At 70.9% G+C, this 16,919-nt stretch carries 13 protein-coding genes; 8 read left to right on the forward strand and 5 right to left on the reverse strand.

What is annotated here, in order from left to right; genetic code table 11:
• Positions 1-165: transposase (locus tag H149_RS20620; RefSeq protein ID WP_020649739.1), on the reverse strand; the 165-nt coding region annotated here is incomplete at its 3' end.
• A gap of 123 nt (positions 166-288) precedes the next feature.
• Between H149_RS20620 and bcsD the strand changes: the two genes are divergently transcribed.
• The 8 genes from bcsD (at position 289) to H149_RS0110680 (ending at position 11,698) form a co-directional block, all read left to right on the forward strand.
• On the forward strand, positions 289-765 hold the full coding sequence (gene bcsD / locus H149_RS0110645) for a cellulose biosynthesis protein BcsD (protein ID WP_020649740.1): 477 nt from the start codon (positions 289-291) through the stop codon (positions 763-765).
• Positions 765-1,268 (forward strand): hypothetical protein, encoded by a 504-nt coding sequence (locus H149_RS0110650; protein ID WP_020649741.1) that lies wholly within the window; start codon positions 765-767, stop codon positions 1,266-1,268. Before bcsD ends, H149_RS0110650 begins: the two co-directional genes overlap by 1 nt.
• 33 nt (positions 1,269-1,301) lie before the next feature.
• Complete coding sequence (gene bcsA, locus H149_RS20625; RefSeq protein WP_020649742.1) at positions 1,302-3,416, forward strand: UDP-forming cellulose synthase catalytic subunit; 2,115 nt, start codon at positions 1,302-1,304, stop codon at positions 3,414-3,416.
• 31 nt (positions 3,417-3,447) lie between these two features.
• Positions 3,448-5,682, forward strand: a complete 2,235-nt coding sequence (locus tag H149_RS0110660; protein ID WP_020649743.1) for a cellulose biosynthesis cyclic di-GMP-binding regulatory protein BcsB — start codon at positions 3,448-3,450, stop codon at positions 5,680-5,682.
• A gap of 27 nt (positions 5,683-5,709) precedes the next feature.
• Entirely contained in the window at positions 5,710-6,831 is a 1,122-nt protein-coding gene (gene bcsZ, locus H149_RS0110665) for a cellulose synthase complex periplasmic endoglucanase BcsZ (RefSeq protein ID WP_020649744.1), read from the forward strand.
• Positions 6,822-10,898 carry a cellulose biosynthesis protein BcsC gene (locus tag H149_RS0110670; protein WP_154654747.1) on the forward strand — a complete coding sequence of 1,359 codons (4,077 nt, stop codon included), beginning with the start codon at positions 6,822-6,824 and terminating at the stop codon, positions 10,896-10,898. Before bcsZ ends, H149_RS0110670 begins: the two co-directional genes overlap by 10 nt.
• Positions 10,895-11,323, forward strand: coding sequence for a tetratricopeptide repeat protein (locus H149_RS0110675; protein ID WP_020649746.1), 429 nt, complete (start codon positions 10,895-10,897; stop codon positions 11,321-11,323). The genes H149_RS0110670 and H149_RS0110675 overlap by 4 nt, the downstream gene beginning before the upstream one ends.
• An 84-nt stretch (positions 11,324-11,407) precedes the next feature.
• Complete coding sequence (locus H149_RS0110680; protein ID WP_020649747.1) at positions 11,408-11,698, forward strand: hypothetical protein; 291 nt, start codon at positions 11,408-11,410, stop codon at positions 11,696-11,698.
• A gap of 7 nt (positions 11,699-11,705) precedes the next feature.
• Here the strand turns inward: H149_RS0110680 and greB are convergent, their stop codons facing one another.
• The 4 genes from greB to H149_RS22175 form a co-directional block, all read right to left on the reverse strand.
• Positions 11,706-12,209, reverse strand: coding sequence for a transcription elongation factor GreB (gene greB, locus H149_RS0110685; protein WP_020649748.1), 504 nt, complete (start codon positions 12,207-12,209; stop codon positions 11,706-11,708).
• A 119-nt stretch (positions 12,210-12,328) separates the two neighbouring features.
• On the reverse strand, positions 12,329-13,189 hold the full coding sequence (locus tag H149_RS0110690; protein WP_020649749.1) for an SDR family oxidoreductase: 861 nt from the start codon (positions 13,187-13,189) through the stop codon (positions 12,329-12,331).
• Between the two features lie 142 nt (positions 13,190-13,331).
• A complete protein-coding gene (locus tag H149_RS0110695; RefSeq protein ID WP_245540502.1) occupies positions 13,332-16,064 on the reverse strand; it encodes an MMPL family transporter in 2,733 nt (910 codons plus the stop codon).
• Positions 16,065-16,079: 15 nt separating this feature from the next.
• Positions 16,080-16,889, reverse strand: a complete 810-nt coding sequence (locus H149_RS22175; protein WP_083930927.1) for an outer membrane lipoprotein-sorting protein — start codon at positions 16,887-16,889, stop codon at positions 16,080-16,082.
• Positions 16,890-16,919: the final 30 nt, after the last annotated feature.

Raw genomic sequence — 16,919 nt, forward strand, 5'->3', positions numbered from 1 at the left:
GCGCTCAAACACGCTGTGCCGGGTGTCCCCGCAGGCCGGACACACGAAGCCATCCGGCCAGCGCGACTGCTTCAGTGCCGCAATGCACTGCGCCTCGCTGCCGTAGCGTTTCATGAACTCGCCCAGCGACAGCCCTTTCTGAAACTGAACCCGATTCATCGACATCGCACGACTCCTTCAGAACCATGCCGATATCTTCCGCATCAACAGGCTCAGTACCTGAGCCCAGCTGCGATTCGGGCCTAATCACGAATCGCTATCCGTCACATGGCACAGGGACCGAGCCCGGTGGACTCCAAGACGCAGGAATATCTGCAGCGCCTACCCCGCCCCACGGCGGCGCCCGAAGTACTGTTGGGTCTCGGCGGCGAGCTGGCGAGTCAGGTCCAGGCGCCGCAGCTGCGCGGTCTGCTGTATCGCGTCGGCCGCGGCCTGGCCGGCCGCCATTCGGTCGGCAGCATCAAGACGCTGGCGGAGTTCGAACAGTTCGCGCTGCGCAAGCTCGCCGAGCTGGATCTCGGCTGGGTGCAGGTCGAGGAAGTCGCCGGCGCCGTCGACTTCGTGCATGGCGGCGCGCCGCTGCAGAACTGGTTCGGCGCCGACGCCGAAGAATGGGCGCCCGGACTGCTCGAAGGACTCTACGCGGAGTGGATGGCGCAACTCGGCGCCGATGCCCGGCTCGATGTGCGGGAGATCGAGGACGGCGCGCTGGAGCCCGGCGTCCACCGGCTGCGCTTCGCGCACGAGTCGGCATTCGGAATCTGATGAACGACATGCCAGATCAACCGAAATCTTCGGACGATGTGCAACAGCTGCTGCGCGATTTGAGCATCGGCGGCCTGCAGTACCGCGAGTTCGCCAAGCCCAATGCCGCCCATCTGCGGCTGGCGCCGAACCGTCCGGCGGTTGAAGCGCCGGCCGCCTCGCCGCCGTCGTCTGCGCCGCCGCTGCAGACGCCTCCCCTGGCTTCGCTGCCGCAGCCTGCCGCGGCGCCTCCGCTGCCGGGCACCGAGGTCGGTCCGGCACCGGCTCGTCGCCCGGCGGCAACGCCACGCGCCGTGCACGAGAGCCCGCTCAATTTCACGTTCGAGCGCCTGCGCCGCCAGGCGATTGCGTCGCGCGCCACGCCGTTGCAGCTCGATCTCAAGCTGCCGTCGCGGCGTCGCGTGACGCTGCCGTCGCACCTCGATCAGCTGCAAAAACGCCCCCTGCCGGAAGTCTTCAGCTCGCTCTGCCGCACGGCGGGCGATCAGCGCAGCATCTCCTAACCACCCGCTCGCACTCGTCCAGGGAGGACCTGCATGCGGCTGTCCGTGATCCTGCTGATCGTTGCCGTCGCCGTGCCGGCGTACGCCGTGATCAGCGCGCCGCTGTCGCTGTTCTGGCAGTCGTTCACGGCGATCGGCATGCTCGTCGCCGCCAATGTCTTGGTACGCCTGCGCGACTATCGCTGGGCGCTGGCGCTGATGGGCCTGTCGGTGCTGGCCAGCAGCCGCTACATGTGGTGGCGCCTGACCGAGACCCTGCCGCTCGGGCACGGCTTCAACGCCTGGGACATGTTCTGGGCCTGCGGCCTGATCATCGCCGAGCTCTACGCGTACCTGATCCTGATCCTCGGCTTCGTGCAGACCGCCTGGCCTCTGCACCGCAAGCCCGAGCCGCTGCCGGCCGACCCGTCGCGGTGGCCGACGGTCGACGTCTTCATCCCGAGCTACAACGAGCCGCTGCAGGTCGTGCGGCCGACGGTGCTGGCGGCGCTGGCGCTCGACTGGCCGCGGGACAAGCTCAACATCTATCTGCTCGATGACGGCCGCCGCGACGAGTTCCGGCAGTTCTGCGAAGAGGTCGGCGTCACGCATCTGACGCGCAGCGACAACAAGCACGCCAAGGCCGGCAACATCAACGCCGCGCTGAAGCGCACGCACGGCGACTTCATCGCGATCTTCGACTGCGACCACATCCCGGTGCGCTCGTTCCTGCAGATGACGATGGGCACGATGATCGCCGATCCGCAGATCTCGCTGGTACAGACGCCGCACCACTTCTTCTCGCCGGATCCGTTCGAGCGCAACCTCAACACCTTCCGCAAGGTGCCGAACGAGGGCGAGCTGTTCTACGGCCTGATCCAGGACGGCAACGATTTCTGGGACGCGTCGTTCTTCTGCGGCTCCTGCGCGGTGCTGCGCCGCCAGACGCTGGACGAGATCGGCGGCATCGCCACCGAGACCGTCACCGAGGACGCCCACACTTCGCTGCGCATGCACTCGCGCGGCTGGAAGAGCGCCTACATCAACATCCCGCAGGCGGCCGGCCTGGCAACCGAATCCCTGTCCGCGCACGTCGGCCAGCGCATCCGCTGGGCGCGCGGCATGGCGCAGATCTTCCGCGTCGACAACCCGATGATCATGCGCGGCCTCAAGCTCGGCCAGCGCCTCTGCTACACCAACGCGATGATGCACTTCTTCTACGGAGTGCCGCGCCTGATCTTCCTGACCTCGCCGCTCGCCTACCTGCTGCTCGGCGCCGACATCATCAAGGCGCAGGGCTGGATGGTGCTGGCCTACGCGATGCCGCACGTGCTGCTGGCGACGATCACCAACAGCCGCCTGCAGGGCCGCTACCGGCACTCGTTCTGGGCGGAGATCTACGAGACGGTGCTGGCGACCTTCATCATCGCCCCGACCCTGCTGGCCGTCATCAATCCCAAGCTCGGCAAGTTCAACGTCACCGCCAAGGGCGGCATCGTCGACCGCGACTACTTCGACAAGGACATCGCCAAGCCGTACTACCTGCTGTTCCTGCTCAATCTGGCCGGCTTCAGCGTCGGCATCGGCCGCCTGCTGCTCGGCAATCCGCATCCGGACACCGTGCTGCTCAACCTCGGCTGGACCGCCTACAACCTGCTGATCATCGGCGGCGCGCTGGCCGTGGCCAGCGAAAAGCGCCAGGTGCGCGAGGCGGTGCGCGTGCGCACGCGCATCCCGGCGGCGATCGCCACCGAGCCCGGCGGCGAGGCCTATCTGACCGACACGCTCGACGTCTCCTACGGCGGCGCCGCGCTGCAGGCGCCGGAGAGCCTGGCGCTGCAGCCCGGCCAGCGCCTGCAAGTATTGCTGATGCCGCAGCGCAACGACGTCTGGATCGATGCCGTGGTGCGCCGCTGCGGCCACCGCATGGTCGCCGTCGAATACGAGGCGATGTCGATCGCCCAGGAAAGCGCGCTGGTGCAAGCGCTGTTCGGCCGCGCCGATGCCTGGATGCAGTGGCGCGACCGTCAGGACCGCGATCGCCCGCTGCACGCGTTCGGCGAAGTCGCGCAGAACGGCCTGCGCGGCGCGCGCGCGTTCTTCCGCTGGGCCTTCACCACGATCTTCAACCGCACCGCCGACCGCAGCGCGCGGTCCGGTTCCGCATGAATCCGCAGCGTTCCGACCGGAGCATGATCTGATGCGTTCGTTCAAAACCTCCCTCGCCCTCGCCGCCGCGCTCCTCGCGGCGGCGACAGCGCTGGCCGCCGCCGAACCGGCGGCCGAGCCGGCGGCCCGTCCGGTTGCGGCGACCACGGCCGTCGCCGGCACCGCCGCGTCGCGCACGCTGAGCCTGCGCGATCTCGGCATGCTCTATTCGCTGAAGCTGCGCACGGTGTTCGGCCAGGCCTCGCTGCCGCTGAACCTGCGCAGCGATCAGGTCGTCACCGGCGCCAGCCTCGAACTGCGTTACGCGCACTCGCCGTCGCTGCGCTTCGACCTCAGCCACCTGAGCGTCTACATCAACGACCAGCTGCTGCGCACGATTCCGCTCAGCGCCGAGACCGCGTCCGGCGCCATCGCGCAAATCCCGATCGACCCGCGCTTGCTGTTGCCGAACAACCAGATCCGTTTCGAGCTGGTCGCCCACTACGCCAAACCCAATGAGTGCGAAGACCCGGCGCACACCACGCTGTGGGCCGACATCAGCAACGAAAGCCGCATCACCCTCAACTTCGCGTCGCTGCCGCAGGCGCCGGCGCTCGAAAATCTGCCGGCGCCGCTGTTCGATGCCGGCGACGAGCGCCGCGTGCGGCTGCCGTTCGTGTTCGCCGGCAACCCGGATGCGACCACGCTGAAGGCGGCCGCCATCGTCGCCGCCTGGTTCGGCGCGCAGGCCTCCTATCGCGGCGCCGATTTTCCGGTGTCGTTCGGGCCGCTGCCGGACGGTCACGCCGTGCTGTTCACGATCGGCGGCGGGCCGTGGCCGGGCCTCGAGCGCCTCGGCGCGCGCCGCGAGCCGAGCGTGTCGGTGCTCGAGAACCCGAGCGCGCCCGGGCACGAGCTGCTGGTCTTCAGCGCGCCCGATGCCGACGGTCTGGTGACGGCCGCCGCGGCCCTGGCGCTCGGCAAGCTGACGCTGCGCGGCAGCGAGGCGACGATCGGCAGCCTGCAGCTGCCGGCGCCGCGCCAGCCCTGGGTCGGCCCGCAGTGGATCGACCCGTCGCGGCCGTTCCGGCTCGCCGACGGGGCGATCGGTCCGCTGTCGGTCACCGGCCTGCTGCCGGGACCGATCAGCTTCGAGTTCGCGCTGCCGCCCGACCTCTACCCGCTGTCCGAGAGCAGCGTGCAGGTGCAGCTGAAGTACCGCGCCGCGCCGGTGTCGGCGGTCAGTTCCTCGCTCAACGTGCTGTTCAACGAGCAGTTCATCGGCGGCGTCTCGCTCGACCGCAAGAACGGCGCGAAAGCGGTCGACAGCAGCCGTACGCTCAAGCTGACGGTGCCGCCGGCGCTGCTGCGCGCGCGCGATCGGCTCGATGCCCAGTATCACTTCCGCCGTGACACCAACAGCGCCTGCCAGGACTTCGATGTCACCGCGCTGCAGGGTTCGGTCGATCCGGACTCGACGGTCGAGATCCGCAGCTACGCGCACTTCGCCGAAATGCCGGCGCTCGAAAAGTTCGCCGACGGCGGCTATCCGTACTCGCGGCTCTCCGATCTCGGCGAGACCACGATCGTGCTGCCGGCCGCACCGGTCGAGGAGGAAATCTCGGCGGCGCTGATCGCCGTCAGCCACCTCGGCCGCTGGACCGGCGACGCGGCGACCCGCGTCGGCGTCACCACCACCGACGGCCTGGCCTCGATCAAGGACCAGGACATCCTGCTGGTCGGACGCCTCGACCGCCTCGGCCTGCCGGAAGACTGGATCGGCCGCATGCCGCTGCGCCTCGACGGCCAGCAGATCGAGCTGGCGCCGATCGGCACGCTGCTCGCGTTCAACGAGCGCTGGCTGCGCGGCCACGACATCGGCGCCGCACGCGAGCACGCCAGCCATGTGCTGGTCGACGCCGGCCAGCGCTTCGCCGCCATCGAGGGCTTCGAGTCGCCGCTGCAGCGCGGCCGCAGCGTGGTGCTGCTGACCGCCGGCCGCGACGGCGACGTGCGCGACGCCGCGCTGGCGCTGACCGACGCCGGCACCGCGCAGTTCATGCGCGGCGCGCTGGCGATCGTGCAGGGCGGCAAGCTCAGCGGCTACGAGCTCGGCGAGCACTACGACGTCGGCCACCTGCCCTGGTGGTTCGCGCTGCGCCGCTGGTTCAATCTCCACCCGTACCTGATCTGGCCAACGGCGCTGCTGCTTGTCATCATCCTCGGGTTCGTCGTCATGGGCCTGATGCGGCGTCGCGCCGCGCAGCGCCTCGCCCACAAGATCTGAGCCCCGGCCGAGCCGAGACCGTCCGAGATGATCCGACCGATGCGCTGGCTGGTCTGCCTGCTGACGCTGTTGAGCGCGCAGACCGCGCGCGCCGCGCCGCCGCCGGTCTGGGACGACTGGCGCGCGTTCGACGACGCCTTCATCGACGTGCAGGGCCGCGTCATCGACTGGACCGAGCGAGCGCGCACCGTGTCCGAAGGCCAGGCCTACGCGCTGTTCTTCGCGCTCGTCGCCAACGACCGCAAGCGCTTCGCGCAGATCCTCGACTGGACCGAGAAGAACCTCGCCTACGGCGACCTGCGCCAGAACCTGCCGGCCTGGCACTGGGGCGCGCGCGACGACGGCAGCTGGGGCATCGTCGACGCCAATCCGGCCAGCGACGCCGACCTCTGGCTCGCCTACACGCTGATCGAGGCCGGCCGCCTCTGGAAGCAGCCGGACTACCGCGCCACCGGCCGCGCGCTGCTCGCGCAGATCGCCGCGCGCGAGGTCGTGCGCATGCCGGGCGGACCGTATCTGCTGCTGCCCGGCCCGCAGGGCTTTGTCGGTGACGACAACAGCGTGCGCATCAATCCGAGCTACTACATGCCGCTGCAGCTCGCCGCGCTGCAGAACGAGGACCCGCAGGGTCCGTGGCTGCGCCTGCTGCGTGACTACGTCGCCCTGCTGCCGCAGATCGCGCCGCTCGGCCGCGTGCCGGACTGGACGCTGTGGCGCACCGACCGCATCGTCGTCGACCCGAAGACCGGCGGCGTCGGCAGCTACGACGCGATCCGCGCCTACCTGTGGGCTGGCCTGGCGCCGATCAACAATCCGCACGCGCAGCAGATGCGCGTCGCCCTGCTCGGCTTCCACGATCTGGTCGTCGAACTCAAGCGCGCGCCGGAGAAATGGACGACCGGCAACAGCGGCGTCGGCGGCGAGGCGCCGCCCGGCTTCTATGCGGCGCTGCTGCCGTACCTGCTGACGGTCAGCGATCCGGACAGCTACCAGCGGGCCCGCGCACGCCTGGCCGCCAGCCGCGTCGATGGCCTCTACGGCAAGCCGGCGCGCTATTACGATCAGGTGCTGACGCTGTTCGGCAAAGGCTACGTCGACGGCCGCTATCGCTTCGACGCCCACGGCAGAGTGATTCCTTCATGGCAATGAAAGTCGCACGGCATCGCGTCGCGCTCGGCCTTTGCTCGGGCCTGCTGCTCGGCGCCGCGCCGATCCCGGCGGCGCTGGCCCAGCAGGACGGCGCCGTCGCCCAGCTGGTGCAGCAGGCCGAGTTCTGGGACGCCAAGCAGCGCCCCGACCTCGCGCGCGAAAGCTGGAAGCGCGTGCTCGCCGCCGATCCGCGCAACGCCCGCGCGCTGGCGCGCCTGGCGGTGCTCGAGGAGCAGAACGGCAATGCCAGCGACTCGCGCCGCTATCTCGACACCCTGCGCCAGGTCGCGCCGGACTCGGCCGAGCTGCGCCGCGCCCAGCAGGAGCTGCTCAGCGGCGGCGCACCGGCGACGCTGGCGCGCGCCCGCGCGCTCGGCCAGCAGGGCAAGGCCGCCGACGCGGTCGCCGCCTACGAGCAGGCCTTCGGCGGCAGCACGCCGCCGGACGACGTCACCGCGCTCGAGTACTACGAGACGATGGCCGGCGTCGAACGCCGCTACGGCGAGGCGCGCGACGCCTTGGCGACACTGGCGCAGCGCAATGCCGGCGACACCCGCTACGCGCTGACCTATGCGCGCGTGCTGACCTACCGCGCCGCCTCGCGCCGCGAGGGCATCCAGCGCCTGCGCACGCTGGCCGGCGATCCCAAGTATGGTGCCGACGCCCGTCGCGCCTGGCGTCAGGCGCTGGTCTGGCTGCAGGCGACGCCGGCCGACCAGCCGCTGTACCAGGCCTATCTCGACGGCGTCGGCCGCGACGCCGAGATCGCCGACAAGCTCGACGCCCTCAAGCAGGCGCGGGCCGGCGCCGTCGTCGCCGAGGCCGGCCAGGCCGCCGACGCCGAACTCGCGCATGGTTTTCGTGCGCTCGACGACGGCGAACTGGCGGTCGCCGAATCGACGTTCGAGCGCCTGATCGGCCGCAACGCCGGCAATGTCGCCGATGCCCGCGCCGGACTCGCGCTGGTGCGCCTGCGCCAGCAGCGTTTCGCCGAGGCCGGCAGCCTGTTCGACGCCGCGATCCGCGCCAAGCCCGGCCTCGAACCGCGCTATCGCGAGGCGCGCCGCACCGCGACCTTCTGGGGCCGCGTGCGCCGCGCCGAACAGGCCGCCGCCGACGGCGATACGCGCCAGGCCGAGACCGATTACGCCAGTGCCCTCGCCGCGCCGCCGCCGGGCGGCGCACCGGCCTCGGTGGTGCGCGCCTATGCCGACGCACTGATCGCCAACGACAAGGCGACGCTCGCCGAACAGAAGCTGCGCGAAGCGCTGAAAGCGCATCCGAATCAGCCCGAGCTGGTCAGCGGCCTCGCCGGCGTCCTGATCCGCAGCCAGCGCAACGACGAAGCCGGCCGTCTGCTGGCCGCCGCGCCGGAAGCCTCGCGCATCGAGTTCCGCACCGCGCAGGCCGAGATCGCGCGCCAGCAGGCCGCCGCGCTGCTGCAGGCCGGCCGCAGTGCCGAAGCCGAGCAGAAGCTGCGCGAGGCGCTGGTCGCGGCGCCGGAATCGCCGTGGGTGCGCCTCGACCTCGCCCGCCTCTACCGCCGCATCGGCCGCGACGCCGAAGCCGAGTCGCTGCTCGACGCCATGGTCGAAGCGGCCAGCAACACCGCGCAGGCGCGCCTCGCGCAGGCCTACGCCTACGCCGAGTCGCAGCGCTGGTACGAGGCGCTGCAGGCGCTCGAACGGCTGGCGCCGGCCGACCGCAACGCTGACGCGCGCAAGCTGCAGCGCGAGGCCTGGGTCCGCTACCAGGTGCAGCGCGCCACGCAGGCCGCGCAGCGCGGTGACGCCAGTCACGCCGCCGAATGGCTCGGCGCCGCGGTCGACGGCGCCGGCAACGATCCGGCGCTGGCCAGTGCGCTGGCCCAGGGCTGGGCCGCGCTCGGCGATCCGGCGCGCGCGGTCGCCGTGCTGCGGCGCAGCTTCGCGTCGCGCGGCGAGCCCTCGGCCGGCGACCGCATCCAGTACGCGGCGCTGCTGCTGCAGATCGACCAGGACGCCGAGTTCGAGGCGGTCAGCACCACGCTGATCCAGCGCGGCGGCCTGACGCCGGCGCAGTCGCGCACGCTCGAAGACCTGATCGTCGGCTACCGCATCAAGCTCGCCGACCGTGCCCGCGAGCGCGGCGACTTCGGCGCCGCCTACAAGCAGCTGCGCGAAGTCGTCGCCCGCTATCCCGATCAGCCGCGCGTGCAGATGGCGCTGGCGCGCCTGTTCGCGTCGGCCGGCGAACCCGACAAGGCGCTGGCGATCGGCCGCGCGCTGATGAAGTCGGCCGAGCCGAGCGACGAGCAGCTGTATGCGGCGATCGACGCCGCGCTCGCCGCCCAGGACCGCGACAGCGCCGCGCGCTGGATCGACCTCGCCTTCCAGCGCGGCAGCGATCCGGTCGCCGCGCACCGCGCCGCCGCCCGCCTCGCCGAACAGCGCGGCCGTCAGGCCGAAGCGCTCGGCCACTATCGCGAGGCCGAACTGCTCGCCCAGAAACAGGATGCCTACGGCGCGCAGCCGCCGGATCTGGTGCTGATCGATCCGGCCAGCGGCGACGCGCGCCTGCTGCCCGAGCCGCTGCGCGACATGCTGCGCGGCGAGGACGTGCCGGTCGGGCCGCTGCTGCCGCGCGCGCCGGAAGCCGGCAGCGAAGCGGTGCTGCCGGCGACGCCGGCCTTGCCGGCCGCCGCGCGCAGCGCCGCGCCGGCGTCCGCGCCCGTGCCGCCGGCCGATGCGCGCTACGGCGGCTACCGTCTCGACGCCAAGCTGCAGGGCGGCAGCGGCCGCGAGCTCGCCGGCGCCAGCAGCGCGCGCTACGGCGCGCCGCTGGCGCTGCAGTTCGAACGCCGGCTGCGCGCGCCGGCGCCGGATTCGGAATGGGTCGCGCCCTACGACGAGACTCAGGTCAAGCCGATCGACCGGCTCGAAGCGCAGGTCAGCGGCTGGGCCCTTGGCGGCTTCATGAGCCGCTCGCGCAACGGCGAATCCGGGCTCGGCCAGCTCTACGATCTCGAAACGCCGATCGACTGGACCAGCCGCCAGTGGCGCGCCGGCCGCATCGGCCTGCGCGTGCGGCCGGTCTATCTCGACGCCAGCACGGTGTCCGGCGACAACCTGCTCAAGTTCGGCACGCTGGCGCTGATCAACGGCGATTCCCAGGAGCTCGACCAGTCCGACAGCGGCATCGCGCTCGCCGCCGCCTGGCAGATCGCCGACTTCAGCGCCGATCTCGGCACGACGCCGGTCGGCTTCAGCATCGAGAATCTGGTCGGCGGCCTACAGTGGGCGCCGCAGTTCGGCGATCTGAGCCTCAAGTTCGACGTCTCGCGGCGCGCCGTCACCGACAGCCTGCTGTCGTACGCCGGCGCCTACGACCCGCTGACCGGTCACGACTGGGGCGGCGTGACGCGCACCGGCGGCCGCTTCGACGCGGCCTACGATTTCGGCCGCTACGGGCTCTACGGCAACGGCGGCTATTCGGTCTACACCGGCCGCAACGTCGACGAGAACAGCGAATACGAGATCGGCGGCGGCCTGTTCATTCGCGCCTACCAGCGCGGCTCGCAGACCCTGACCGTCGGCCTCAACCTGACCGCGCTCGGCTTCGACAAGAACCTGCGCTACTTCAGCTTCGGCCACGGCGGCTATTTCAGTCCGCAGTACTTCGGCGCGGTCACGGTGCCGATCTCGTTGACCGGCACCTACGGGGCGCTCAGCTACCGCGCCGAGCTCGCGCTCGGCCTGCAGAGCTTCCGCGAGGACGGCGCGGCGCTGTACCCGAACAACGGCTCGCTGCAGAAGGAACTGGAGGATCTGGCCGCTTCCGAGCCAGCCTCGAACCTGGCGACCGGCTATGCCTCGCAGAACAACAGCGGCCTGGCCTACCGCGTCGGTGGCGCCGCGCAGTACCGCCTGACCGAACGGCTCTCGCTCGGCGGCACGCTGAGCGTCGACAACGCCCGCGATTACGAGGAACTGGTCCTGCTCGGCTATCTGCGCTGGTATTTCTCCGGCGTGCAGCCGCTGCCGCCCGAGCCCAACGCGCCCAACGTCTTCAAGGGACCGCTGCCATGAAGCCGATCCGTTCCGCATCGCCGGCCCTGGCCGCGCTCGCCGGTCTGCTGCTGGCGCCGCTCGCGGCGCCGGCACAGGGCCCCGCGCCGAGTTCGGCGCAGCTGCAATCGCTGCTCGAATCCGGCCGCGTCTCGCAGGCGGTCGACTCGCTCGAAGCCACGCTCGGCGACAACCCGTTCGACCCGGTGCAGCTCAACAATCTCGCCGCCGCGCGCGCCCGCAACGGTGACGTCTACGCCGCGCTGCAGCTGCTCGACCGCGCCGCGCGGCTGGCGCCGGAGCAGCCGGTGATCGCCGACAACCGCAGGCAGCTGCGCGAGTGGATCGCCGCCAAGATCGGCGCCAACAGCGCGCGCCTCGAAGCGGTGCCGGTCGTCGACCTGCCGGCGCAGCTGCCGGACCCGCCGCCGCTGTGGGAGAAGTAGCGCCCGTCAGGCATGCGTCCAGCGGCGGCCGGCGGCGCCGGCCAAGGTAGACAGGCCCGCTGTCGGGCGATACGAGACACGACGATGAACGATGAGCGATGGACGGCGGCACTGGCGCTGCTGATCGAGATCCGCGACCAGCAGCGCAGTCAGCTCGCGCATGCCGAGCAGGCGCTGCAACTGCAGCGCGAACAGCTCGCGCTGGTGCAGCGCCAGGCCGAGCGCGCGGAACGCCTGCAGGAGCGCGCCGAGACGCTGCAGGCGCGCAGCGCCCAGGTCGTCGGCCTGTCGCGGCGGCTGCTGGCGCTACTCGTGCCGGTGATCGTGGCGCTGATCGCCTATCTGAGCTGGCTGCTGTTCAGCCACCGCCTCTGAGTGCGCTTCAGTCCTCCGCGTACTTGACGGCAACGATCTCGAACTCGGTCTCGCCGGACGGCAGCCGCACCTTCACGATCTCGCCCTTGGCGCGGCCGAGCACGGCGCGCGCGACCGGCGAGTCGACGCTGATCCAGCCGCGCGCCGAGTCGGTCTCGTCGGCGCCGACGATGCGATAGCGGCGGCTCTCGCCGGCCTCGTCGGCAAGCTCGACCCAGGCTCCGAAGAAGACCTTGCCGTCGCGCGAGGGCTTGATCTCGACGATCTTCACGTCTTCGAGGCGCAGCGTCAGATACTTGAGGCGCGCGTCGATCTCGCGCAGCTCCTTCTTGCGGTACTGGTACTCGGCGTTCTCGCTGCGGTCGCCCTCGGCGGCGGCGGCCGACAGCGCGCGCACCACTTCCGGCCGGCGCACGCGCCAGAGCTGTTCGAACTCGGCCTTCAGGCGCGCGTGGCCCTCGGCGGTGATGTACGGCGAGGACTTCTCGGACGGCGGACGCCAGCGGGACATGGAATGCGTGGATACGGACGCGGGAGACGGCCGCCAAGCGTAGTGCGGCGCTGCCGCACGTCAAGGCGGGCCGGCACGCTGCGCAAGCCGCGGCGCGCCGGCCCGCCGGTACGGCTCCGTCAGTGGAACTTCGGCAGATCGTCCGGCAGGAAGAAATCCGGCGCCAGCGCCGACTCCGGCGTGCCCGGCACGGCCGTGTACATCGAGAAATCGCGCATGCCCTCGCCATGCAGCACCACGTCGTCGATGCAGAACTGGCCGGTGAACTCGCGCGAAGGCTTGTTGAGGATCACGTAGGCGGCGTCGGCCATGATCTCCGGCTTGCGCGACGCGCGCACCACCGGATCGCCGCCGGCCAGCTTCAGCGCCGCCGTCGCCACTGCCGTGCGCGGCCACAGCGAATTGGCGGCGATGCCGTCCTTGCGGAATTCCTCGGCCCAGCCGAGCGTGCACAGGCTCATGCCGTACTTGGCGATCGAGTACGCGACGTGCGGCGCGAACCACTTGGCGCGCATGTCGAGCGGCGGCGACAGCGTCAGGATGTGCGCGCCGCCGCGCTCCCGGGCGGCTTTCTGCAGATGCGGGAGGCAATGGCGGCCGGCCATGTAGGTGCCGCGCGCGTTGATGCCGTTCATGAGGTCGTACTTCTTCATGTCGGTCGCGAGCGTGCCGGTCAGCGAGATCGCGCTGGCGTTGTTGACGAGGATGTCGATGCCGCCGAAGGTGCTCGCCGTCTTCTCGACCGCCGCCGCCAGCTGCGCCTCGTCGCGCAGGTCGCAGACGATCGGCAGCGCGCGGCCGCCGGCCTGCTCGATGTCCGCAGCCGCCGAGTAGATCGTGCCCGGCAGCTTGGCATTGGGCTCGGCGGTCTTGGCGGCGATCGCGACGTTGGCGCCGTCGCGCGCCGCGCGCACGGCAATGGCCAGGCCGATGCCGCGCGAACCGCCGGTGATGAACAGGGTCTTGCCCTTCAGGCTCATGATGCGCTCCTCGCAGTTTTTCGAAATCCTTGCATGCCGGCCGTGCCGCGGCCTGCTGCTTTCATGGGAGCCCAGCCTAGCGGGGAGCGCCGCGGAAATGGCGATTGCCGGTCCGCCGTACGCCCGTACGCCCGTACGCCGCCTATTGCAGCATCGCCGTCGCCCGCGCCAGGCGCTCGGCCTGGATGCGGTTGAGATTGCGCAGGATCAGCGCGGCGATGCGCGGATAGCGCAGGCGCAGGCGTTCGAGGTCCTGCGAATCGAAGCGCAGCACGCGCACCGCGCCGAGCGTGTCGACGTTGGCGGTGCGGCGCTGGCCGAAGTAGCCGGCCTCACCGATCACCGCGCCGCGCGTCAGCGTCGCCAGACGCTTGCGCTCGCCGTGGCGTTCGACCCAGACCTCGAGCTGGCCGTCGAGCACCACGTAGATGTCGCGCGCCAGATCGCCCTCGCGGATCAGCAGCGTGTTCGGCGGATGCTTTTCGAGGCTCGACAGCAGCGCGAACACGCGCGCCTGGCGCAGCGACAGGCCGGACAGCAGCGGGATCGTGTACTGCGGCGAGGCGCCGAGATCGAGGCGCAGGATGTCCCACAGCGTGACGATGCGCAGCTTGCTGCCGAGCGCCGGCGTCAGCGTGATGTTCATGATCCACGCCAGGAACAGCGTGAACGCCGACAGCAGGCCGAACTGCACCTGCGTCGCCAGCGAGCTGCCGGCGAAGACCATGAAGCCCGAGCACAGCGCCACCGTGCTCAGCGTCACCGGCCGCAGCACGGCGACCAGCGCGCTCGACACCGCCGGCGCCTCGGCGGCGCCGGCGCGCGCGTCGGCATTGAAGCGCGCCAGGAACTGGATGGTGTCGTCGACGGCGATGCCGATGACGATGCAGGCGATCAGGCAGGTGGTCGGCGACAGGGCGATGTCGAGCACGCCGAGCGTGCCGAAGTAGATCGCCACCGGCACGACCGTCGGCAGCAGCGCGATGAAGCCGGCGCGCGCCGAGGTGAACATCAGTGCCAGCAGCAGCCAGATCGCGGTGGTGGCGACGGCGATCGACAGGAACTGGCCCGCGGCGATCGCCTGCACCATGCGCGTCGCCAGCACCGGGCTGCCGGTGACGACGCCGTTGAGCGGCGGCGGCATCGCCTGCAGGCGCTGGTTGATGCGCGCGACCAGATCCTCGACCGGACGCGAACCGTCGACGCGGATGCGCAACTGGATCAGCGCCGAACGGAAACGCGGATCGACGACATGGCGGATCGCGTCGCCGCCGCCGAACACCAGCAGCTGCTTGACCGCCGCGGCGCTGTCCGGGATCGCGAAGGCGGCCGGATCGTCGTCGTGGAAGGCCCGGTTCAGCAGCTTGAGATGATCGACGTAGGACACTGCGGAGCCGACCTCGGGCTGCGCGCGCAACCACTGCTGCAGCGCGTCGAGCTGGGCGATCAGCGCCGGATCGGTCAGCGCATCGTTGACGTGCGTGTCGATGTGGATCGAGATCAGGCTGGCGCCGTCGAACTCGCGATTGATGGCTTCGAAGTCGCGGCGCACCACGCTGCGCTCGGCGAAGCTCTTGCTGAATTCGGCACCGGCATGAATGCGCGTGGCGAACAGACCGCCGACCGGAATCAGCAGCAGCGCCAGGGCGATGATGGCGGCGCGCCGACGCTGCGCGAAGGCCGCGAGCCGGATCGCGGCGGCGGTGAACAGTGCTTCGCCCGGCGGCGGCCGCTCGCGCCGCGAGCAGCCGCTCAGCGCCAGCAGCGACGGCAGGAAGCTCAGCGCCAGCAGCGCGCCGTACAGCGAGCCGAGCGCCGCCAGCACCGCGAAATGGCGGATCGCCGGCAGCGCGCTGATCAGCAGCGCCAGAAAGCTCGCCGAGGTGGTCGCCGCCGACAGCACCAGGCCGATGCCCGAGCGATTGATGACCCAGCGCGTGCGCGCCGCGCGGTCGTGGCGCAGCCACGGACGGCCGAACGCGCCGAAGTAGGCCGACAGCAGATAGATCGTGTACGAAAGACCCAGCGTCACGACCAGCGCCGGCACGATCGCGGTGACCAGGTTGAACGGCATGCGCAGCAGCACCGCGCTGGCCAGCGTCCACAGCAGCGTCAGGCCGACGGTCAGCGCCGCGGCCAGGGTCGCACGGCCGTTGCGGAAGGCCAGCAGCAGCAGGCCGACGATGATCGCGAATACCGCCGGCACCGTGAACTTCAGCGCATCGATCAGCGCGCGCGCGGTCGCCGCACGGCCGACCTGCGTGCCGGTGATCCAGACTGGCGCGTCGCCGACCACCTCGCGCGTCGCGGCGCGGATCAGCGCCGGATAGTCGTCGTTCAGGAACTGCTGCTCGCTGACGCCGTCGGCGACCAGCGCGAACGCCGCCTTGCGGCCGTCCGCCGATACCAGCGTGCCGCGATACAGGGGATTCTCGGCGATGCGCTGCGCGAAGCCGGCGATGCGCTCGGGATGCTCGCGCGCCTGCTGCGTGAACGGGCTGACTTCCAGCTCGTCGCCGCTGGCATGCAGGTTCGGCGCGCTGGCCAGCGACAGCACCGCGCTGACGCCGGGCAGCGCCGCGTAGCGTCGGCTCAGGCGCTCGACGGTGGCCATGCCCTCGGGACTGAACAGCGGCTCGATCTGCACCGCGACGATCACCGGGTCGGCATTGCCGAAGCTGGCGCGCACGTGGTCGTACAGCGCACGGTCGGCATCGCGGGCCGGCAGCAGCCGCTCGATCGACGGATCGATCTGCAGGCGCAGCGTGCGCGCAGCCGGATCGACGATCACCAGCAGCGCGGCGACGCTGAGCAGCAGCGTCAGCAGCACGACCTGCCACGGCCGCCGCGCCATCCAGACGATCAGTCTCTGCACGCGCGGCTCCGGCGCTCAGCTGCCGACGTAGAACGTGCCGGGATTGAAATAGCGGTCGGCGAGGTCCTTGTCGGCGCTGATGCCGAGCACCTTCAGCCGCGTCTGCGAGCCTTCCTTGAGGTCCTTCATCAGCGCCTGCGAGGCGTACCAGTAGCCGCCGCTCTGCGCGAGATCCTGTGGCTCGACCGTGAGCCGCTTGCGCACCGTCTCACCATCGAGGAAGTCGACGCGGATCGCCATGCAGGTCTTGGCATCGACCCAGGCGCGCAGCAGACTGAAGCGCGCGCTGTCGGCGGCGCTCGGCACCACGCTGAGCACGTGCGTCGCACGGCCGCCGAGCGTTTCCTCCTTCTCCAGTCGGGCCTGCGCGCCGGTGAAGGCATTGGCGATCTGCTTGACGTCGCCGTACGACAGGTCGGTGCCCCACAGGGAGCCGTCGACCGCGGCGCCGCTGATGCGGCGCACCTTGGCCAGCGCCGGCAGGTAGGTGTACATCTCGTCGCCGCCGTCGCGCTCGCGCAACAGGTAGGCGGCGCCGGCGAGGTCGGCCGGCGAGGCGATGCGGATCGTCGCGCGCAGCTTGTCCTGCTCGCGACTGGCATAGAGCCGTCCCTGCAGGGTGCGGCTGCTGCCGTTGCGGTCGGTCGCGGTGAGCAGGATGTCCTTGATCGTCAGCGTTTGCGGAATGTTGCCGCGCATGCAGGCGAGCACCGCTTCGGCCGTGGTCGCGGCATCCGTCTGCGCGGGCGCGGCGGGCGCGGCCTGCGCGGCGGCGACGCCGCACAGCACGGCCCCGCATCCTCCGACGATCCAGCGTCTCAGCATGTTTTCCCCCTCGCGGTCCTGGCGCCGGCG

The organism is Solimonas variicoloris DSM 15731, assembly GCF_000382285.1.
Classification (GTDB): Bacteria; Pseudomonadota; Gammaproteobacteria; order Nevskiales; family Nevskiaceae; genus Solimonas; species Solimonas variicoloris.